Origin of the sequence: Caloramator quimbayensis, from assembly GCF_900167605.1 — a bacterium.
Classification (GTDB): Bacteria; Bacillota; Clostridia; order Clostridiales; family Caloramatoraceae; genus Caloramator_B; species Caloramator_B quimbayensis.
The window spans coordinates 172,860-195,221 of the sequence record NZ_FUYH01000001.1; the positions used below are offsets into that span (position 1 = coordinate 172,860).

At 33.0% G+C, this 22,362-nt stretch carries 18 protein-coding genes; 3 read left to right on the forward strand and 15 right to left on the reverse strand.

All coding sequences use genetic code 11. The features are described 5' to 3' along the window. Window positions 1-7: 7 nt before the first annotated feature. The 8 genes from ispE to B5D15_RS00880 all read right to left on the reverse strand — a co-directional run bounded on the left by ispE (window position 8) and on the right by B5D15_RS00880 (window position 10,278). Window positions 8-862 (reverse strand): 4-(cytidine 5'-diphospho)-2-C-methyl-D-erythritol kinase, encoded by an 855-nt coding sequence (ispE, locus tag B5D15_RS00845; protein ID WP_078695206.1) that lies wholly within the window; start codon window positions 860-862, stop codon window positions 8-10. A gap of 110 nt (window positions 863-972) precedes the next feature. Further along, on the reverse strand, window positions 973-3,612 hold the full coding sequence (gene cphA, locus B5D15_RS00850; RefSeq protein WP_078695207.1) for a cyanophycin synthetase: 2,640 nt from the start codon (window positions 3,610-3,612) through the stop codon (window positions 973-975). After that, a complete protein-coding gene (locus B5D15_RS00855) occupies window positions 3,596-4,432 on the reverse strand; it encodes a cyanophycinase (RefSeq protein WP_078695208.1) in 837 nt (278 codons plus the stop codon). Before B5D15_RS00855 ends, cphA begins: the two co-directional genes overlap by 17 nt. Window positions 4,433-4,679: 247 nt before the next feature. After that, window positions 4,680-6,245, reverse strand: a complete 1,566-nt coding sequence (locus B5D15_RS00860; RefSeq protein ID WP_078695209.1) for a DUF3794 and LysM peptidoglycan-binding domain-containing protein — start codon at window positions 6,243-6,245, stop codon at window positions 4,680-4,682. Window positions 6,246-6,366: 121 nt separating this feature from the next. Continuing rightward, complete coding sequence (locus B5D15_RS00865; protein ID WP_078695210.1) at window positions 6,367-6,627, reverse strand: Veg family protein; 261 nt, start codon at window positions 6,625-6,627, stop codon at window positions 6,367-6,369. A 260-nt stretch (window positions 6,628-6,887) separates the two neighbouring features. Beyond that, the gene (locus B5D15_RS00870; RefSeq protein WP_179122132.1) at window positions 6,888-8,222 is read right to left on the reverse strand and encodes an N-acetylmuramoyl-L-alanine amidase; all 1,335 of its coding nucleotides are present in this window, start codon (window positions 8,220-8,222) and stop codon (window positions 6,888-6,890) included. A gap of 10 nt (window positions 8,223-8,232) precedes the next feature. Beyond that, window positions 8,233-9,099 (reverse strand): sporulation peptidase YabG, encoded by an 867-nt coding sequence (gene yabG, locus B5D15_RS00875; RefSeq protein ID WP_078695212.1) that lies wholly within the window; start codon window positions 9,097-9,099, stop codon window positions 8,233-8,235. A gap of 186 nt (window positions 9,100-9,285) precedes the next feature. After that, entirely contained in the window at window positions 9,286-10,278 is a 993-nt protein-coding gene (locus B5D15_RS00880) for a CotS family spore coat protein (protein WP_078695213.1), read from the reverse strand. 221 nt (window positions 10,279-10,499) lie between these two features. Here B5D15_RS00880 and B5D15_RS00885 point away from each other — a divergent pair, with 221 nt between their 5' ends. Both B5D15_RS00885 and B5D15_RS00890 read left to right on the forward strand, forming a co-directional pair. Continuing rightward, window positions 10,500-12,263 (forward strand): M3 family oligoendopeptidase, encoded by a 1,764-nt coding sequence (locus B5D15_RS00885; protein WP_078695214.1) that lies wholly within the window; start codon window positions 10,500-10,502, stop codon window positions 12,261-12,263. A gap of 82 nt (window positions 12,264-12,345) precedes the next feature. Beyond that, window positions 12,346-13,470, forward strand: a complete 1,125-nt coding sequence (locus B5D15_RS00890; RefSeq protein WP_078695215.1) for a glycosyltransferase family 4 protein — start codon at window positions 12,346-12,348, stop codon at window positions 13,468-13,470. Window positions 13,471-13,738: 268 nt separating this feature from the next. On the opposite strand, the gene B5D15_RS00895 is transcribed toward B5D15_RS00890, so the two are convergent. The 7 genes from B5D15_RS00895 to B5D15_RS00925 all read right to left on the reverse strand — a co-directional run bounded on the left by B5D15_RS00895 (window position 13,739) and on the right by B5D15_RS00925 (window position 20,900). After that, a complete protein-coding gene (locus B5D15_RS00895; RefSeq protein WP_078695216.1) occupies window positions 13,739-14,464 on the reverse strand; it encodes an energy-coupling factor ABC transporter ATP-binding protein in 726 nt (241 codons plus the stop codon). Between the two features lie 23 nt (window positions 14,465-14,487). Beyond that, window positions 14,488-15,273 (reverse strand): energy-coupling factor transporter transmembrane component T family protein, encoded by a 786-nt coding sequence (locus B5D15_RS00900; protein WP_078695217.1) that lies wholly within the window; start codon window positions 15,271-15,273, stop codon window positions 14,488-14,490. Between the two features lie 8 nt (window positions 15,274-15,281). Next, window positions 15,282-16,250 carry a cobalt transporter CbiM gene (gene cbiM, locus B5D15_RS00905; RefSeq protein WP_078695218.1) on the reverse strand — a complete coding sequence of 323 codons (969 nt, stop codon included), beginning with the start codon at window positions 16,248-16,250 and terminating at the stop codon, window positions 15,282-15,284. Window positions 16,251-16,531: 281 nt separating this feature from the next. After that, window positions 16,532-17,539 carry a CotS family spore coat protein gene (locus B5D15_RS00910; protein WP_078695219.1) on the reverse strand — a complete coding sequence of 336 codons (1,008 nt, stop codon included), beginning with the start codon at window positions 17,537-17,539 and terminating at the stop codon, window positions 16,532-16,534. 162 nt (window positions 17,540-17,701) lie between these two features. After that, complete coding sequence (locus B5D15_RS00915; RefSeq protein ID WP_078695220.1) at window positions 17,702-18,889, reverse strand: RNA-guided endonuclease InsQ/TnpB family protein; 1,188 nt, start codon at window positions 18,887-18,889, stop codon at window positions 17,702-17,704. A gap of 135 nt (window positions 18,890-19,024) precedes the next feature. Next, complete coding sequence (locus tag B5D15_RS00920) at window positions 19,025-19,894, reverse strand: protein kinase family protein (protein ID WP_078695221.1); 870 nt, start codon at window positions 19,892-19,894, stop codon at window positions 19,025-19,027. Next, a complete protein-coding gene (locus B5D15_RS00925) occupies window positions 19,878-20,900 on the reverse strand; it encodes a CotS family spore coat protein (protein ID WP_078695222.1) in 1,023 nt (340 codons plus the stop codon). The genes B5D15_RS00920 and B5D15_RS00925 overlap by 17 nt, the downstream gene beginning before the upstream one ends. 140 nt (window positions 20,901-21,040) lie before the next feature. On the opposite strand from B5D15_RS00925, the gene B5D15_RS00930 reads away from it, so the two are divergent. Continuing rightward, a complete protein-coding gene (locus B5D15_RS00930) occupies window positions 21,041-22,168 on the forward strand; it encodes a glycosyltransferase family 4 protein (RefSeq protein ID WP_078695223.1) in 1,128 nt (375 codons plus the stop codon). The last annotated feature ends 194 nt before the right edge of the window (window positions 22,169-22,362 follow it).

Below are 22,362 nucleotides of genomic sequence, written 5' to 3' on the forward strand. Positions count from 1 at the left end.
ATCCCCCCTAATTGCAAGTCCTGACAAGAAATACCTCCTTGAGATAATCTCTAAGTCTATTATAGCACCTTTCCCCAGAACTTTTATTTTCAAACAATCCAAATACAGTAGGCCCGCTTCCGCTCATAAGACTTCCTAAAGCATTGAATTCCATCATGATGTTTTTTATTTCAAAAATAACAGGGTAATCCTTCATAGTAACAGTTTCAAGTACATTTACCATATTCTCTGCAAGATTTTTATAATCCTTCTTTTCTATATATGTAATTAATTTATTGATATCAGGATGTCTTGGTATTTCATCAATTTTAAGTTTGCTGTAAACCTCTCTTGTTGAAACTGCAAAATGGGGTTTTGCAAGAACACACCATAGATTTTCAACTGGCTTTATTGGAGTCAGTATCTCTCCTATCCCCTCTGACAGAGCTGTCCCTCCAAGAATACAATAAGGCACATCAGCACCTATTTTAACCCCTAAATCCATCATATCCTGAAGTGATAAATTCATTTCGTAAAGTATATTAATAGCTTTAATAACCCCTGCTGCATCCGTGCTTCCGCCTGCAAGCCCTGCTGCAACAGGTATTTTTTTGTCTATTAATATTTCTACTCCTCCATTAATATTATATCTTTCAAATATAAGCTTTGCTGCCTTATATGCTGAGTTGGTTTCATTGCAGGGTACCTCAGATGAATCACAATAAATTTTAATTCCATCTTTAATCCTTCTTACTGTAACTACATCCTCAAGGGATATGCTCTGCATAATCATTTTAACAAAATGATATCCATCTTCTCTTTTGCCTGTAACATCAAGGGAAAGATTTATCTTAGCGGGACATATCATTCTTATTTCATCCATTTTTATCCCACCTTTCATATTTTTCTTGGTAATAATATATTATATATTAATTGGTAAATTCCTGCAATTAATTTTAAAGTTATTTAAAATAAGGTTAGGGCAGCCTAACCTTATACCGCAGAAATATTGTTAAAGTTAGAAACTCCTTTGGATTCTAACTTATATCTTTCAATCGCCTTCATAATACTTCCATAATCCTCATAAAAAACTGCAATTAAGTCTCCTTCCCTTGCATTTTCCATAGCTTTTAAAAGAGCTTCTCCTTCATTTAATATTATTTTATAATCTTCATCTTTTTTGCCCGATTGTATAACACCCATCTCAAGGAGCTTTGCAACTTCAAATTCCTTTCTTCCTCTTTTATCAACATCTTCTTTGATATATAAATAATCAAATCCACAGCCGCAGATATATCCGCATCGAATAATGCTTTCATCCATTCTATCTCCTGGAACTCCAATTACACCTACAAGTCTTTTAGCTTCCATCTTTTTTATAGAGTTTAAAACTGCCCTGAAAGCCTGAACATTATGGCCGTAATCCACAACCACCTTAAAGTTATTCATATTATACACATTAAACCGCCCTGGATTTTGAATTCCGTCAAGATAAAAAGTTTTAAGCCCCTTAGAGATAATATCTATATCTACATTTAATGCACAGCAGGCACCGCAGGCTGCCATTGCATTTTCTATATTGTATTGGAGCTTTCCATCGAAAGTTGATGGCATTTCCCTAACATCAACAACAGGCTGAATTTTTTCTCCATCCGCAAAGTAAATAAAATTATCCTTTAAAAATACAGATAGTCCTCCACCTAATATATGCTTTTTTATTATTATATTTTCAGGATTTTTAGAAAAGTAAACTATGTTGCTTCTTACTCTTTGTTTCAATATGTTGACGCTTTCATCATCGGCATTTAAAACTACATATCCATAGTCTTTTACAGCCTCAGCAACAAGGGATTTTACGTCTATTAAATCTTCTATAGTTTCAATTCCATCGATTCCAAGATGATCTTCTGAGATGTTAGTGATTACTCCAACATCCGATAGGTCATAGCCAAGTCCTCTCCTTACAATTCCTCCTCTTGCTGTTTCAAGTACAGCAGCTTCAACCCTTTTATCCATAAGAATTGTAAGAGCGCTGTCAGGACCTGTTGTATCCCCATTTAAAACGCATTTATTGTCTATATATATTCCTCCTGTTGTAGTCATTCCAACATGCATACCCTTCATAGATAAAATATGTCCTATCATTCTTGTAGTAGTTGTTTTACCATTGGTTCCAGTAACAGATATTACTGGTATTGATGTTTTTTCAGGATTAGGAAAAAGATAGTCTATAATATCCGCTGCTACATTTCTCCCTTTACCATAGGTTGGACTAATATGCATCCTAAGTCCAGGCGAAGCATTAACTTCTATCACAGCACCATTATTTTCCAAAAGAGGTTTTGAAATATCCTTTGTACAGATATCAATTCCTGCAACATCAAGTCCTATAGTTTCTGCTGCCCTTACAGCATAATTTATATTTTCAGGATGAATGATGTCGCTGCAGTCCTTTGCACTTCCCCCTGTTGAAAGGTTTGCATTCTGTCTTAGTAAAACAGTTTCATTTTTGGAAGGTATATAGTCAAGGCTTAAATTCATTGAATTTAGGTAACTTATAGTAACCTCATCACAGGGTATCTTCGTTAGAGGCTTTTCATGTCCATATCCTCTTTGAGGGTTCATGTTTTCTATATCAATAAGTTCTTTTATGCTACATGCTCCATCTCCTGTTACTTTTGGAGGCATTCTTAAAGATACTGCAGAAACTTTGCCATTCACAACCAGTACCCTGTAATCTTTTCCCTCGATATATTTTTCAACAACAACCCTGCTGTTTATTTTTGATGCCTCGCAGTATGCTTTTAAAGCTTCATCATCCTTTGACACCTTTACTGTAACGCCTCTGCCCTGATTTCCGTCAACAGGTTTTATTACAACAGGATAACCTACTCTTTTACATATTTTAATTACATCCTCAGGGCAATTTGCAACATCTCCATCAGGAACAGGAATGCAGGCATTTTTTAAAAGCTGCTTTGTCATAGCCTTATCGCAGGCTATATCAACAGCTATAGTAGATGTAGCATCAGTAATCGAAGCTTCAATCCTTCTTTGGTATTTGCCATATCCAAGCTGCAATATGCTGTTTTTGCCAATTCTTATTACTGGTATTCCTCTTTTTACAGCTTCATTATAAATAGAAAGGGTGCTTTGTCCAAGCCTTACGCTTTCTATCTCCTTTTCAATATAATTCATAGCTTCTTTCATATCATAATCCTTATTTTCAATAAAGTTATTAAGACATTTCAGCCCGTATTCAGCACACAGCTTTGCGGCTTCTTCAAGTTCATATTGAAATACTATATTATAAATGCTTCCTTCAACAAACCTTGCTTTACCATATTTAACCTTATCAAAACCAAGCATATTCTGCATCTCAATGAGAACATGCTCAAATACATGAGGAAGATATGTACCCTCATGAAGCCTTTGTATAAAACCTCCAACATATCCAAGGGAACATTTATGATTTTTAAGCCCTTCGAAGGCTTCAAGAAGCCTTTTATTAAAATTCTCTATATCCTTTGTAGGAGTATCAACAAGATTTTCAACATCAATTGTCAGCCTTATACAGGGTTTATGGCTGTATATGTTCCTTCCAGTATATATTCTCTCATCGATTATTTTCATTTTTTTCCTCCTTAAAATTATTAAGCAAAGGTTTTCTCTGCCTTATATCATATTTATATCCCTTTGGAAGCACATGAAGCCTTACATCAGTGATAAAAAGGGTTTCATCAGGAGAAAGCTCCGAAACGTTCATATGAGTTATTGTATGACCATCTACTACTGTAACTGCACCGCTTCCGATTACCCTGAATATTGGACTTTCTTCTATTACTAATGCTGTATTTTCATCTATTCCTATTCCTATTATCTCTGGATTTTGGGCAACAGCATTAAGGAGCCTTCCATATCTTCCCCTTTGAGCAAAATGCTGGTCGATTAAAACTCCTCTTATAATATCAAGACCTGGTGCCATTTTAATAGTACATTTCCTTGGAGAATCCTCATCTTTGCCTGAAACTATCATAGTTGTACAAAGGCAGGAAGCCCCAGCACTGGTGCCAACAATCAAAGCACCCCTTTCAAAGGCAAGCTTTAAGCTTTCAAAAAAAACTGTTCCTCCTATTAAGCTGGTTATTTTAAGCTGATCTCCCCCTGTAAAAAAAATACAGCTGCTTTCTTCTATTCTCTTTTTATATTTGTTATCTATTGCATCTTTTCTTGTTTTAATATCAATAATTTCTATTTCTCTGCACCCAAGTTTTTCAAAAACACCGCTGTATTTTTCTCCAACTTCTCTTGGGTAGTCCGTAGCAGCTGTAACGATAGTCAGGTATCCTTCTTTCTCTTTACATTTTTTTACTACTTCCTTTAATATTTCACATTCTCCCTCTTTATCCTCGTTTCCGCCAATTATTATTAGATTTCCATAATATCTTTCCATATCATCACCAAAAGTTATTAATGTATTAAATATTTTTTACCACTATAACTATCTTTATACAAAAATTAAATTCTATTTTTATTTTTATATATCATTGTTTATAAAACATAAAAAAAGCCTCATAAAATATTCCATAATATTTGTGAGGCTTGTTAATTAATTGATATTTAAATAAATATTGTTTATACATAATTTATAAAAGCAATTAAGGCAGCAATTAAAATAATTGCTGCCTTAAAGTTATTTTTTATTTCATAAAGGTCTTTTTAGGTACTAAAAGTTTCATACCAGGCATTATAACATCGGGGTTATCTATATCGTTTATTTTTACTATATCCTCAATTGTCGTTCCATATTTCTTTGCAATCTTCCAAAGGGTATCGTTGTTTTGAACAACATATATTACAATGCTTGGCATATTTTTAATGTTTTCAGGTATTTCAGACTCTACAACGGATTTTACAAAATCTACAGCAATTTTATAAAATACCTTAGCACAGCTCTCAAGTATAATTTTTATATCTACTTCTCTCGGAGATACTTTTTCAAAGGATATGTGCTGAATATCTACATTTACTTCCGGCATCATATCTATCTTAATCATAGGCATATCAATAACCGATTTAAAAGGTATTTCCTCTTCATAGCTTGCCATTCCGCCTTCTTCGCTGGCCATCATATACATTACACAGCAGCTAACAACTCCTTCAGCTACCACTTTATCTTCAAATACCTTAACATCAGTTATAACAGGATTTGCAGTAACATGTTTAACCTGAGATATCGCCTCGCTGTCCTGTGGGAGAACTATTCTTTCCTTTATTGTCTGGCTGTCGGTCCCCTCTCCAAAAAAGCTGTTTGCCTTTATGCTCTGCTTTTCAAGCTCATACCTTTCTTCAGGAGAGTAGGCATCATCTATAATCTGAATGCCCCTCTTTAGGTAACCCTTCATTGATATTCCAAGAACAACTTCACATTCTATTGTCCTTCTCTCTCCATTTTCATTTTCCAATACCTTTGTATTTAAATCCTCCACCTTAAAGGATACATCACATCTCATATCAGGTTTAATCTCAGGCAGTGCAATCTCATGGGTAAATGCTGAATCCTGTTCACTTAGATATACTTCATTTCCGTTTTCAGCATCATACATAACTCTAATATGTGCACAGGCATTTATTGTAGCCTTGCCATCCTGCATAAATATATCTTTTTTACCTATATTTATATCTGTTTTAAGTATTGAGTCCACCTGAGGTTTATCTTCTCCTATTTCTATGCTGCCTTTAATTACTATCTGTGCGTTGTCTGATGCTAAGCATTCATCTACCTGTACTGCGTTTTTAAGAAGCTGAATATCCTGTCCTTTTATATCCACAATAGCCTCCGCAGTCTTTCTATTGTAAACTACTCCTTTCAGATTAATAACAGCATTAACCTTTATCTTTTTATTTGTCAGAAGTTCATACTCCATATGTTCAATATAAGCCAATACTTTGCTGTACATATTGGGCATTGCGCCTATCACCTGTATATTATGGGTAAAGTTTGTTGATGCCCCAACTTTATATATACCTCTGTTTTCTTCAGTGGATGCATAGAGAATATCAAAATTCATCCTTCCTTCAAGTATTATCTTGTCCTCAACAACCTCGCTGCTTAAGACTAAAATATTGCCATCCATATTAAGTACTCTTGATATTTCTGGATTTCTGTCATTTATTATTATGTCTCCGTTTACCATCGTTTGGCTTGTTCCTTCCCCTATAAGCTCTTCGTAATTTATTATATCTCTTATAAGCTCTACGGACATTATATCCCTCCCACCCAAAATTTACTATTATAGTATATAATTTTATATTCTAAAATATGCCTTTCATATATTACTTATTACAAAAAATGAGCAAAAAATAAAATAAACCGATAAAATCGGTTTATCCAATAGCAGCATTATTGCTTTTAAATACTAATTGAACTGTCTGAGTCAATATATCTGAATAGCTGTATGATACCATTCTTGAAGAATTATCAGTTCCATCAACTCTTATAACAAATATGTTAGGGTATGTTTTTTCAAGGATTCCTTCTCTTACAACGACTTTGCGCCTTCCACTGTTAGCCTTTAAAAGAACCTTTTCACCAACGTGCTCATCCATATCCTTTTTAATGGCACTTAAAACTTCTTTTCCTTTCATAAAAACACCCTCTTTCCATAACTAATTTTACACCATAAATATAAACTCGTCAATATAAATCATAATATTTTATCAGCATTTTTTCATAGTGTCAATATTAAAATTATGTTTATTTATTGTTAACAAATTATAAATAAGCCAAGTAAATGACATAATCACTATTTATCTATTATTTTTACATATAATCATGCCTTGACATATGAAATATAAACATTCATTACTCATGCAGTATAATAAAAAAGCTGAACCCATGCGGCTTTTCAGGGTTCAACATTATAAAAACTGCAAATACTTTTATATATTGAGTCAGCAATTGTTAAATAATTTTTATCTTTATATTTTAATTTATCCTTATCTCCTGACATATACATGCACTCTATTAAAACCCCGCTGACCTTTGATTCCCTTAAAAGATAAAAATCTGCAAATCTAACCCCTCTTTTTACTGTATCTAAATCTTTGCCTATGTTGCTGCAGATTATTTCTCCAAGTTTATAAGCCTCCCCATCGTTTAAATAGCAGTATATTTCAACCCCATTTACACCAGGCATCACAAAACTGTTTTGATGAATGCTTATATAAAAATCAGGTCTCTCGCTGTTTATAATTTTAACTCTCTCTATTAAAGAAACTTCCTTATCGCAATCCCTTGTAAGTACTATATCAGCCCTAATTTTTTCGAGCATCCCTTTTAAATTTTCAGCGATTATAAGGTTTACATCTTTCTCAAAAATTCCATTTATCTCATTACCCTTATCCTCTCCTCCATGTCCTGGATCTATTACTATTTTCCTTCCTGATAAAGAAGAGGATATTTCATCTTCATTAAGTTTTGAAAGTTCAGTCCCTGTATAATAATAATTTATAATATCCTTAAAGCTTTTTCCCTCTTTTGCCATATTTTCTGCCCCTTCAAGGCACATCCCAAGCCCTGTACCTTTTCCTATAGTTTTTATTAAAATACTTTTTACAAGGAAATATGCCTTGCTGCTTTTTAGTTCAAAAAGCTTTGCAAATTCTTCACCGCTCAGTATTTTACCTAAAACATTTACACTTGTTATCCTCCCAGTTTCATCTCTATTAACATCTCCTATTAAATTGCCTATCTCTCCTTTATAGCTTTGAATTTTATTTGTTTTCTTTGCTATTTCTTCTATATCGATAATCTTTTCAGAATACTTCTCGCTGCAAAACCTGCAAAGTATTTTTCTCAAGTAATTAATTTTAACACCTAAAACATCCTCTGAATTTGCTGTTCCTCCCCCGCAGCATTCAGTATAATAAAAATCAACGGGGGTGTCTTTATATAAAGCTATTATACCTGCTGTTTCATCTATTGCTTTTTTTAAAAGAGCATTATTTTTTTCATAATTTAAATCGTCAATTAAAATTGCTTCTTTATTCTTTAAATAATATCTTGAATTTTTTATATAACCTGACAGAGCACTCCTTTTTAAAACAGCAGCTGCTTTTAAAGCTTCAATTTCGCTAAAACTGAAATTAAGCTTTAATAATTCATTATATAATACTTCTTCTATTCCTGCCTTAATTAAATTATTGTTTTTATCATAAACATCTATTAAAATATTCCCCATAAAACCACTCCTACTCATATGGAGATTTTGGAGAACTCTCTCTGTATTTTCCTCTTGTCTGAAGGCCTCCTATGCCCTTTTCTCCTGTAATTGTATTTTCTAAAACTTCTATTGGCGAAATAAATTTTGATATGCTCGAATAGGCTATTTTTTCGCATATAAAAACAGGATCGAGGGCATGAATTAACACCCTGTGGGGCGAACTTGCAAAGTTAGCTCCTGCGTCCATAATAGCCTCATAACATGATTGGCAGGCACCTGCAAAAATAACAAGATCGTCATAGGATGGCTCATATTCTCTTGCATTTTTTACAGCCTCAACAAAGTATCTCGAGTTCCTATAGCTGTCGAGATTTTTATAGTCCTTCGTTCCTTTAATCATAGCATCATGGCCTGTTAAAACTAAAATATCCGGTCTGTATTCTTTAAGAAACGCAAGTACTGCCCCAGGCTGTGCAGATTCTGCAACTAATTTTCCAACTGCTTTGATTCCGAGCTGCCTGTATCCCCGAAGGCATATGTCAAGATATTCCTCATCACCGTCGACATGAAGCACTTTTCCTGCTTTTCCTAAAACATTTTCTGCTGTTCTTTGAGAGAGCATACCCTTTCCTGCACTCGATTTTCTCTGAAGAAGAACTTTCTTCATTGAAGCATTTATTTTCTTCTTATAATTTTCGCTATTGTCATTTATCCTGTCAAAGCTCGGTTTTTCAAGATCCCCCTCAAAAGCATCCGCTAAAATTCTAAGATCTGTTCCCTTTAATAAATAAACTTTTTGCCCATCCTGCCTTTTTATTATTTGAATTATTTTAAAATAAACATCCCCTCCATAGGATTTCCGAACAACTATGTCCCCAACATTGAACTCATCCACAGAATCACCCCCATGTGTCGTATATTACATAATATGGGAATAACTCTTTTTTTGTTAATGTTTTTCGCTTAGTCAAATTCGAAAGCTGTAACCAAGATAAGAATCTTCAATTAATCTCAAATAAAGAGGCTGTGATAGTTGCAATTATTTATTACAATTATCACAGCCTTAAGTTTTATTTAAAACTTACATTATTTCATGCATCTTTTCAAGAAAAGCCATGTATTTTTCTCTTTCATCAATTATTTCATTAAGTTTCTTTGTAAAAGAAACCTCATTCCATCCCGCTTCTTTATAATAATATCTGTTTGCAAGCCTCCAGAACCTTTGAGGGAACAATAAAAGAGTTTTAAGTATATTATATTCCTCCTTCGATATAGGTCTTATGCTGTTATAGGAATCGAGTATAATCTTTGCATAATCTACATTCCAATTAAGCCTCTTTAAGGATTTTATCATCAAAGTTGAAACATCATAAATTTGTATCTCTGATTTGCAGTAGTCAAAGTCAACTATATGAGCGCTGTCCTTGCTGTCAAATATTATATTATGGTAGGTGTAGTCATGATGACAAAGAACGCTCTCTTTTATAGATTCATTACAAACTTTATAGTATGATTCCTTATCTAAAAAATTAATCGCATCCTTTGCAAGATTAATATAAAAATCTACATTAGACATGTATATTTCATCAAACTCTGTCTTTTTCTTAATTTTCCTTGCAATATCATACATCTTATTAAGAGTTGCAACTCTTTTTTCAAGGGTTGTTGGAAGTTTTCCTATATCATTCCTTACCTTAAGGTTTTCATCAGGAATAAACCCCCTTGCGCAAATATGAAACTTAGCAAGATTTGCTGAAGCTTTTTTCAAATCTTCAATCTTTTTGAAATCGCATTCCCTGCCATCAATCCATTCAGTAACCACATATATGTCATCATTAACTAATGCATAGGGGGTTCCTTCTATTGATAGAACATACCTATCCACATTCTCATAGCCGTTTTGTATTATATGTTCCTTTGCTTTATATAAATACATAATCTTTTGAATACCATAGTTTACTTTCTTTAGACATCTGTTTCCTTTATCCGTTTTTAATAAATAAACTCCCCTCATTGGAACTAATTCGTATATTCGAAATCCGAACTGATTTGATATTTCGGTTTCACGTACCATACAATCGCCCCCTTATCTATTTTATATGTCAAACATTTATTATATATGATAAAATTTGGGGACAAGATGGGATTTTTATTATATTTGTAACTTATAAATATTGTAGAATATCAAGTAAGCAGCCTCGATTATACTCGAATAAAAAATATAAATATTGATTATACTTCACTATAAAACTAAAATATAATTATATACTAATTTTTGTTAAAGGGGGTAATTTCATGAATATGCGTTGGAGTCTTGATGACCTTTATACATCCTATGATTCTAAAGAGTTTTTAGACGATTTAAAGCTCTGTGACGAAAAAATTAACGAATTTATAAACTTTGCAGAAAATCTTGATAATAAGGATACTGCAGAGGCAATAAAAAAGTACATAGAAATGTCAAAGGAATTTGGCCATTTATATTCACGTCTCACAAGCTATGTATCTTTAATTTTAAGCGTTGATGTTAACGACACTAAGGCATTAAACTACCTTGAAAAGCTTGAAGATAAAATAACATCCCTAACAAAGCCTCAGGTAGAATTTCAAAGATGGCTTAAAGGATTAGAAAATTTAGATGAAATAATATCAAAATCTAATCTTTTAAAGGAACACGAATTTTTCATTAAAGAAGTTAAGGAAAAGTCAAATTATCTTTTAGATACAAAGGAAGAAGTAATAATATCAAAGATGAAAACAACAGGCTCTATGGCATGGGCTAAGCTTCAGGAAAATTTAATTTCAAATCACACTGTTGAAATTACAATAGATGGAGCTGAAAAGTCTCTTCCCCTTCCTGTTGTAAGAAACATGGCCTATGAAAAGGATGCTTCTTTAAGAAAAAATGCCTATGAAGCAGAGCTAAAATCCTACGAAAAAATAGCAAAATCCTCAGCAGCCTGTCTTAACGGAATAAAAGGGGAAGTTATAACCCTTTGCAAATTAAGAGGATATAAATCTCCTCTTGATAAGACCTTAGAAGATTCAAGGCTTGATAGGGATACTCTTTTTGCTATGCTTGAGGCTATGAAAGAGAGCCTTCCTTATTTCAGAAAATATTTAAAGAAAAAGGCAGAAATATTGGGCCATAAAAACGGTCTTCCTTTCTATGATTTGTTTGCACCTGTTGGAAATGCAGATATGAAATTTACCTATGATGAGGCGAGGGAATTCATAGTTGAAAATTTCAAATCTTTTAGCCCTAAGCTTTCAAAGTTTATAGATAATGCCTTTGAAAACAGATGGATAGATGCAGAACCAAGGAAAGGAAAACAAAGCGGTGCCTTTTGTGCAAATCTTCACTGTATAGGGCAGTCGAGGATTATGGCTAACTTTACAGGAAGCTTTAACGATATGTCAACCCTTGCCCATGAACTTGGCCATGCTTTCCACGGCAGCTGCCTCGCTGACGAAAGCTATCTTAACAGCGAATACCCAATGCCCCTTGCAGAAACAGCATCAATTTTCAACGAAACTATAGTAACTAATGCAGCTCTTGAAAAAGCTACAAAGGATGAAGCTCTATCAATACTTGAAAACGGTCTTCAGGGTTCAACACAGGTTATTGTAGATATTTTAAGCAGATATATATTTGAAACTGAGCTTTTTAGAAGAAGAGAAGAGAGCTCCCTTTCAGTTGAAGAGCTGAAGGAAATAATGCTTGATGCACAAAGGCAGACCTATGGGGATGGCCTTGATGAAAATTATCTTCATCCATATATGTGGGTTTGTAAACCACACTATTACTACGCTGACTGCAACTTCTACAACTTTCCCTATGCCTTTGGAGAACTCTTTGCAAAGGGACTTTATGCTGAATATGTAAAGAGGGGAAGCTCATTCTTTGATGACTACGAAAATCTTCTTAAAGTTACTGGCAAAATGAAGGTTAGAGACGTTGCACTGATTATGGGAATAGACATTCACTCAGTAGATTTTTGGAGAAGCTCTCTTAATGTTATAAAAAAGGATATAGAAAAATTTATAAGTCTTGTATAAGGGAAGGATTTTATCCTTCCCTTTCACATTATTCTTTGATAATCCATATTATGTAGTGTAATTAATTTTAGGAAAGGTTTTTATGAATATAGGAATAGATGCGCGGGCTGCAAGATGGTACAGGGGAACAGGAATAGGAACCTATACCTATCAGCTCATATACAACATAAACCTTATGGATAAGATAAACCGCTACCTTCTTTTTTTACCCGATGAGAACGTTTCTGATTTAAACCCTGGGGATAACATAGACATAAAGCTTATATCAGAGGATAGAAAGGAAAACTTTTGGGAAGAAATAGATATCCCAAATATTTTAACAGACACAGGAATAGATGTTTACCATGTGCCTCAAAATGGAATAGGACTTCCAAAAATAAAAAGCTGCCCATTTGTTATAACACTTCATGACGTAATTCCCTATAGGATGCCAGAGACCGTGGGCCCACAATATTATGAAATTTATATGAGAGAAATACCAACGATTATTCCTCTTTGCGATGCTATTATAACCGTATCAGAATATTCAAAGGAGGACATTGCAAAAGCTTTATCCTATCCAAAAGAGAAGATATTTGTAACCCATCTTGCTGCAGAGGATATATACTACCCAAGAAATAAGAAACTATGCAAAGATTATATAAAAGAGAAATATGGAATTGATGATAAGTTTATACTTTATGTTGGAGGATTCAGCCCAAGGAAAAACATTAAAGGTCTGATACAAGCCTTTAGCATAATAAAGCCTAAATTAGACGAAAAAATTAAACTTGTAATACTTGGCAAAAAGGGGCGTTCCTATTACGACTATAGAGATTTAGCCTACTCTTTAGGTCTTAAGGAGGATGTTATTTTTACAGGATATGTCCCTGTAGAGGATTTGCCTTATTTTTATAACGCCTCCCATATTTTCTGCTACCCTTCATTTTATGAAGGTTTTGGCCTTCCTCCCCTTGAAGCTATGGCCTGCGGAATACCAACTATTGCATCAAATGTTACATCAATACCTGAAGTGTTGCAGGAGGACGCCCTATATATAAATCCAAAGGATGCTGACGATATAGCTGAAAAACTTTTAATGCTTATTAACGACAGCACACTTTATACTGAACTTACCCTTAAAGCTCTTAAAAGAAGCTCTATGTTTTCATGGAAGAAAACAGCAGTTGAAACAATCGAAGTGCTTTATAAAACTGCAAAAATCTAGAGCAAATATAATATAATAAGTAACCGTCCCTCTTCGTCTTTAATATAATAAGTAACAGGTCATGACTAATAAATAGCCACAACAACGGAATGAAAAAGGTGCCATATAATTGGCAAGTTAGAAACTTTTTCGTACATTCATTGTAGCTATTGATGAGTCATAACTTGTTACTTTTTATTTTTAATACCTATTATCTTAAATTTCATAGACTTGTCCTAATTAAGCATAAATAAAAAATTTATTCATGGTCATAAAGAATATCCGTTTTCTAAATTATATTATTTCTCTCCAAAAGTGCTTTATTGTTTACAACGCTCTCAAAGGGAGCATCCTCTATAATAGTATGCTCCTTCGAAAAAACTATTGCTCTATAAAAAAGTCCCTTAACATAGTCAAAATCATGGGTGGCACATATTATAGTTTTTCCGCTTTCACTAAGTCTTAATAAAAGCTCCCTTAAAAATTTCTTATTCTTTGGGTCAAGCCCGTTCATAGGCTCATCGAGCAGTATTACCTGAGGATTTACAGATAAAACTGCAGCTAAGGCAGTTTTTTTCATCTCTCCTCCGCTAAGGTTATAGGGAGCTCTATCCCTTAAATCCCATATCCCAAGAAGATTTAAGCAGTCAAAAACTCTTTTTTGCACCTCATCCTTTGAAAATCCCATCTGATACGGCCCAAAGGAGACCTCATCGTAAACCGTTGGGCAAAAAAGCTGAAGCTGAGGGTTTTGAAATAAAAATCCTATATTCTTATGAAAGGTCTTTGAAAAGATATTATCCTGCATTCTCTTTTCATCGATTAAAGTGCCATTAAATAAGTACTGCCCCTCACTTTTAAATATTATTCCGCTAAGGAGCTTTAAGAGCGTAGACTTGCCGCAGCCATTAGGCCCAATTAATGCAACAGATTCTCCCTTTTCTATCTTTAAATTTATATTATTTAGTGCAGTTATGTCTTTATAGCTAAAACATATACTTTTAAGCTCTATCATTTAAACCTCCAAAGAAAGCTGTTTTAAAAGAAAAAATAAGAAGATATCATAAATATTATAACTAATATAAAAATAAAATCATATATATTAAGCTTAAAATTCACTTCTCTTTTGTATTCCCCTGTAAATCCTCTTAACTCCATAGCGCTGTACATTTCATCAGACATAAGCTTTGATTGTATAAAAACATTTCCAATAATATTAGAAAGCAAAGAATATTTTTTATCTAATTTACCAATAGTCCTGATTTTCAGTGCATAAATCATATTTAGTGCTAAATCACCAAGTACGTATATATAAATTATTGCAATATCCAAAATGAAAATAAAAATATCAGGAACATAAATAAGCTTTAAGGATTTAGTTATATCCTTCCACCTTGTAGTAATGCTAAGAATATTTACTATAACAATATCTGCAAAAACCTTTACAGGAATAATTAAACTGCTAAAACTTTTATAGATAAATACCGATGGAAAAACCATTAAAAGAGAAAAGGCAAAAGCGGCAAAGCTAAAGTAAAGCACTTTGCCGCTGCTATTTTTTAAAAGCAGTGTACAAATTATTAAGAGCGAATCTAAAGATAATAGAAAAAATATATTTTTAGATAATGAAATAAAAAATATCAAAACAAAAACCGAAAGGAGCTTTAAAGCAGGATTGACACTATATAAAAATCCCTTTTTTTCTATAAAATCCTGCCTTCTTATATTAGATGCTGCACTTAAAAGAGCTTTAACAGTCTTATCTGCAAATGTGTCTTTATCTTTCTTTGGGGTAAAATCGTCCTCTTTAAACAGCCAGTCCATAAATCCTCCTATTTTTCATGTTTTAAAGATTTCATATTTACTAACTTAAATATTAAAAATATAATTGCTATTCCTGCTACTGCTGATATTATATACCCTAAAGTCTCTGAAAGTCCAGAAACAGTATAATCCGGCATTAAAGAGTTAAAGCTGATGCCCTTTTCCATTCCTTTTGGCACATATCCTAAAAGGCTTACAACTTCTTCAGCTCCCCATTCTCCCCAAGCTGTGCCCTGAGCCAAAAGTCCGAGGGGACAAAGTATAACCATAGTTGCAATGAGTATATACAGAGGCTTATAGGATACGCTTCCCTCATATACTGTATCTAAAGATACCTTTTTAACATAAGCATATACAAGCGATGTTACAAGGCCTTCAACAACTCCTGCAACCAAAAGGTGAGGTATCATCATAGCAGGTATTGAAACTGAAAGAGGATATGGGCAGTATAGAGGAAGTCCTGCTGCATCCTTAAATAAAGCAGGCTGAATTCCAAATTCAACTGCTGCAAAGAATGCTGCTATATTAAGACCAATATATCCTGCAATAAAGGATGCTATATACTCTCCTTTTTCGTTTTTAAAATATTTCTTTAAGATAGAAAATATATAATATCCACTAAAGGGCATTATAAAGGCCATGTTAAAGCAGTTTGCTCCAAAGGCAAGTATTCCACCGTCTCCAAAGAATAATGCCTGAACTAAAAGTGCTGCAGTAACTGCAATACATGCACTATATGGCCCTAAAAGTATTGCAACTAAAACTGCACCTACCGCATGTCCTGTTGTTCCTCCAGGAAGGGGAAGATTAAACATCATAATCAAAAATGAAAAGGCAGCTCCTATGCCAAGCATTGGCATCTTTTTTCTTGGGATTTCGTCCTTAATCTTTTTTACAGCCCTTCTCCATGCTGGAATCATAGCCGCTCCAAAGACAGCACAGGTTGACGGGCTAAGGTAATTATCAGGTATATGCATAAAAACACCTCCAAAAAATAAAAGGCAGCATAAGCTGCCTTCGTGGTCTATTATTAATTTAGGTCTTCGTGACCTTATTCAAGTTTATTTTATCATAATATTAGGCATATTTCAATTCACATTACTATTTTTGTTTAAATTTTTAATTAAAGGATATTAAAGTAAAATTTCTAAACTAAAAACAAATTTACCACAGAAATAAGTTAAAAATTTTAACTGGGGAGGTTAAATCTAAAATCCCTGATTAAAAACTATACCTATTTATAACAATGCCTATATCATTATGAAAGAATACAGTTCAAAAAATACTCCCTTTCCTCTTTATAACCTGCTCTTCTTATTAGCTTTTCTACGAATTCGCTCTCTTCCCAGTTTTTGCTTCTCATATAGTAGCAGTATGCTATATCATAAAAATCCTGAGGGAATAAGAGATATCCGTATAAAACCTTCAGCTCTTTATCATCTATTTGTCTGATTTGTGAATAGGAATTTATAATATTTTTCGCCATATCAACGCTCCAGCTGTTATGCTTTATTGCCCTTGTTATAATATTGCATAAATCATGGCAGGGAATATCAATTAAACAGTAGTCAAAATCAAGAAAGTATATATTGTTATCATTTCCAATCAATATGTTGTGATGGGCAAGATCGTGATGGCAAAGGGTATGAAATCTTTCACAAAGGCTAATATAATCAGAACTTTCAAGACATAAAACAGAATCCTCAGCACACTTTATATAGAAGTCAACATTTTCAAGATAAAGACTATCAAACTCTGTCTTATTAACATGCATATTTGCTATTTCTTTATATTTTTTCATAGACTCAATTTTATCACTGAATTTTTTTATAGTTTTCTTTAAATTATTCCTCGATTCATCAAATATATCTATATCAATGCCTGCATTGTGAAGCTTTGCAAGGGCCTTTGAAGCTTCACTTAAATCTATCGGATTTTGAAATACGCACTCTCTTCCTTCTATTAAATCTAAAACTACATATATTCCTCCTTTATATTCTGTATAGGGTTTATTATCCCTTGTAAGCCTGAAATTTATGACATAGGGATATTTTTCCCTTAAAGCCCTTAATGAATTATATATAAACATAAGAGTATCTATATCGTACTCGACCTTTTTTAAAATTTTATATCCTTCATCGGTATTTAAAATATACACAGAACGGATGGGGGAAGCATCCTCCACTAAAAAGTCAAAACAGTCAAATATTTTTGTATCAAGCATATATGAGGATAGAAAGGATTTGTCTCTGTATCTATACTCCATCACTACACCGTTACAGAAAACCTATGAAACTTATAAAGTTTCTGTTTCCTTCCTTGTTCATCGTGTCCACTTTCGGATAAACCTACTCATGTTTGTTTGACACTCCAAAGGCTTAAATTCCCCACTAACGTATGGGTACATATCAATAGCTAACGTTTTGTGCTATGCTATTGATTTGCCATAGTTTTTAAGATTTATACTTGCATTTAAGTCTCTATCTATCTCATATCCACATCCTTCGCATATAAAGACTCTTTCTGATAGAGATAAATTATCTTTTACATTACCACATCTACTACAAGTTTTACTTGAAAGGTAGAATCTGTCTGCAAGTATAAACTTAATTCCACTTAATGCACACTTATATTCCATCTGCCTTTTAAATTCATGGAAAGCTTGTTCTTGTATAGCTTTTGATAGCTTTCTATTCTTTAACATTCCGCAAGTATTTAAGCTTTCCATTACTACATACTCTGGCTTGGTTCTCACCAAAGATGTAGTTATTTGATGAATATAGTTGTGCCTTATGTTTTTAAGCCTTCTTTGCACTTTTAGAACAAGAAATTCTAACTTTTTAATGTTTTTAGTCTTTCTGTAGCGGTATTCACCTCCCTCTATTTGAATTTTGTTTAATTCATATTTTTTAGATAGTTTCCTTTGCAGTCTTTTAAGTTTCTTTTCAAGTTTCTTAACTTTGCTTGACTTGTTTATATTCTTAAACTTCTGTCCTGTACTAACTATAGCTAAATCCTTTACTCCTAAATCTATTCCTATACCTTCTGAATATTGAATGTTATCTTGCTTTGAATTTTCCTCTACTCCTATTGATAACCACCAATTTAGTCCATCAAATGTTACTCTTGGATTAGAGTACTTAACACCTTTTCCTATTGGAATTCTGCCTACTTCAGCTAATTTAACCCAATTTAGCTTTTGTTTGTTTTTCTTTTTAGAAGAGGTTAATTTCTCTAATTTTACATGAGTATCTGTTATAACAACTTTATCTGTATCTTGATAAAAACTTAGTTTACTTCTTTTCTTAGATTTAAACTTTGGAAATTTAGTACGACCTTCAAAGAAATTCTTATAAGCGATATAGGCATCTTTTATAGCTTGTTTTGTGATATTATTTGAATAGTCGTTTAACCATTTGTATTCTTCTTTATGTTTAAGTTCTGTTAGTCTTTTTCTTAAAACTCTATCGTCTAAAAATTTACCACCATTTTTATAGTTAACTTGTTGTTGTTCTAAAGCCCAGTTATAAGCCCACCTTGCAACACCTGCACATTCAAACAGTTTTGTCTTTTGCTTATTATTAGGTAAAAGCATTACTTTGTAGGTTTTAATCATTCGTTTCACCTCAATTCCTAAGTCTAAATTGCTTGATAAAGCATCAAGATTTAATTATCAAATATACCAGTCCTACCAAATAGGTGGGATTTTTTATAAATTGTGTATAGATTTTTATGAAATCTTATCAATTTTTTAACTGTTATCAGCCTCCATAATATTAGATATCTTTTCTAAAGAGTAGGCCCTTTTAAGCTTATCTATATAAAACTCATCATCTTTTTTACATTCCATATACTTTTTTATTGTTTTTAAGGAATAATATGGAAAAGAAACATAGGCTTTTATTATTTTATCAAGATTAGAATCCACTTTTCTAATGCTCCTATATCGTTTTAATATATCCTTATAAACGTTTTTATCCTTAGAATCCTCAATAGAGTGTTTAATTAGGAGGGCTAAATCTTCAATGCACAAATTGTATCCCATATCAAATACTTTGACTATAAGAGGCTTACCGCATCTTACTACTGCAGTTGAACTCGATGCTGAATTTATACAAACTTCTCTTTTTTTCATGCTCTCCTCGAGAAGTTTTAAATATTCCTTTGATTTAAAAACCTTCTGACTGTTTTTTGCCCTTACTAAAAGCTCATCAATATATGGCATAACATATTCCTCAAAGGGCGTTAAATTTTCCTTATCTTTTATTTCACTTTTAAACTTTTCAAGTTTTGATGTGAGCATCCTGTATTTTTCAGCTCTTTTTCCCCAATAAACCTTAGTCTTAATTCCCTGGGGCTGTATAAATCCTTCAGTACAATTATGAAAATGCGCAAGCATCCCCGCCATAGTGAGTATATTTTTTTTATTCGTAAGGTGAAAATTTTCTTTCCCATATTCGCTTGTAAGTATTAAAAGACCATCGCTGCTTTTATCGTATAGATTTCCGCTTTTAGTTTTGTTTATTTTAATTATGCTCTTAAATCCATTAGATACTGCATAATCTATTATTGCATAAGACGATAGAACCTCCCATTCCTTTGCATCAACTAAAATCTCCATATTGCCCCTCCTTTAGTCTTTGCTCAAAATCCTTTAAAAAGCTCATCCTGTCTTTGCTGTCCTCTGCAATCCTTTTAAGTTTTCTTACAAAAAAATCCTCATCCCAAGGCTGCTTCTCAACATAATACTGAAGCCCTACCTGCCAAAAATCCTGAGGAAACTGCATAAAACAAAATATTAGATATATTTCATCCTTATTTATTGGTATCTTGTTGCAATAAATCGAAAGAATAAATTCTAAAACATCAAAATCCCAATTTCCGTATTTTAAATTTCTTATTATAATACTCGATAAATCGTGAAGGTGTGAATCTAAAATGCAGTAATCAAAGTCTATCATATACATGTCAAGATTTGAGGTTATTAAAAAATTATGATTGGCAGTATCGTGATGACATATACATGATTTTCTTTTATGTTCTTCCATAATATCAAAGTAATTTGAGTTTTCAAGGTCTTTAACGGATTTTAGCGCCTGCCTGTAGTGGGCATCAAAGCATTTTAAATATATATCATCAAAATCAGAAATTTCATCCTTTGATTTAATGATTACCTTGAAATACAAAAGTTCATCGCATCTTTTTTTAAATCTTTTAACCCATTTTCCATACTGGTCTCTTCCCTTTGCATGAAAATCAACCTTAAACCCTCTTGATAACAGGTGTAAATCTCCTAAAGTATCAAGACACATTTTAAGCTCAATTGGGTTTTTAAAATCTGCCTCTCTCGAGTCTATCCAGCTGCAAAGATAGCCATAGCCATTATCTTTTTTTATAAAATTATCCCCCTTTATTGTTTTATAAGGAAGCAGTACCCCTTTAAAGCCCCTGTAATATAAATACTCTATTGCATTTATTATAAATTTAAACTGCTCATAATCATAATTTGAAGATTTAAAGCAAAGATATCCCTTATCAGTTTTTATTTTATAAGCGTTTTTTATCTTTTCTGCTTCAAATACGGGGATTTCATAATTTTTCTCAATTAATTCCTTCACATTCTCCATTCCATCAACTCCAGAGTAAAATGAATTCTATTTTATAATATGAAAGCAATAAGTAAATGTGATAGAAAATAAGATTTTATGCACAATACAGCAAAAACAATAATATTAATAATATATAGGCTTAAATGGGAGTGAATTAAGTGAAAATTGCAATCGATGGACGAGGTGCTAACTGGTATGCAGGAACAGGAATAGGAACTTATACCCAGCAGGTTTTAAAATATATTCTAAATTTTGATTTATCAAACGAATATCACCTTTACTGGTGCGGAACGAATTATAAAGAATTATCAAATATTCCTAATGTAACTGTGAGCATAGCCTCAAAAAAACACCACAGGTTTTTTGAAGAATATTTTATCCCTGAAAATATTAAAAATAAATCTATAGACATATACCATGTTCCTCAAAACGGAATAGGACTTCCCCACAAAAAAAGCTGCCTTTATATATCAACAATTCACGATTTAATACCCTATATAATGCCTGAAACCGTAGGGCGGGGCTATCTTAAAAGGTTTATTTCTCAAATGCCTGAAATAATACAAAACAGCGATATGATAATAACTGTATCAGAGTTTTCTAAAAAGGATATCATAAGGATTTTCGATGTGCCCGAGGACAAGATAAAAGTAACTCATCTTGCAGCTGACAGCTTTTTTAAGCCTATGGAAAAAGATATTGCAAAGGAATTTGTAAAAATAAATTACAATGTGGACTGCGATTATATATTATATCTTGGAGGCTTTAGCCCAAGGAAAAACGTTAAATCCCTTATTGTTGCCTATTCAAGAATATATAAAGATATACAATCTGATATAAAACTTGTAATACTGGGCCCTTCAAAGGATGAACACTCATACTTGATTGAACTTTGCACAAGCCTTGGAATAAGGGACAGGGTTATATTCACAGGCTTTATACCCTATGACCACCTTCCATATTTTTATAACGCTTCTATTGTTTTTGTATATCCTTCACTTTATGAAGGCTTCGGGCTTCCTCCCCTTGAGGCTATGTCCTGCAAAATACCTGTAATAACATCAAATGTATCATCGATACCTGAGGTTACAGGGGACAGCGCAATACTCATAAACCCTTTTGACACTGAAGATTTAAAATGTGCCCTTGAAAGAGTACTCGAAGATGAAAAACTAAGATATGACATGGCAGAGAAAGGCTTTGCCCGCTCAAGAGAGTTTTCCTGGATTAAAACAGCCGCAAACACCCTTAACATATACGAAGAAACCTATGCAATGTATAAATAAGTTTTTGTTGTTTTGTTAAGTGCTATCCAGTTGACATAATGCAAGGTTGAACTTTGCGATTAAAGACAAGACCATGATACTGCTAAAGCCAATATAAAGCGAATTTTAGAGCTTCTAAATGAGCGACAGCAATTGGCTGTGCAGTATTATGGTATCATAAATTTGCAAAAAATTAAGGAGCCTTTCGGCTCCTT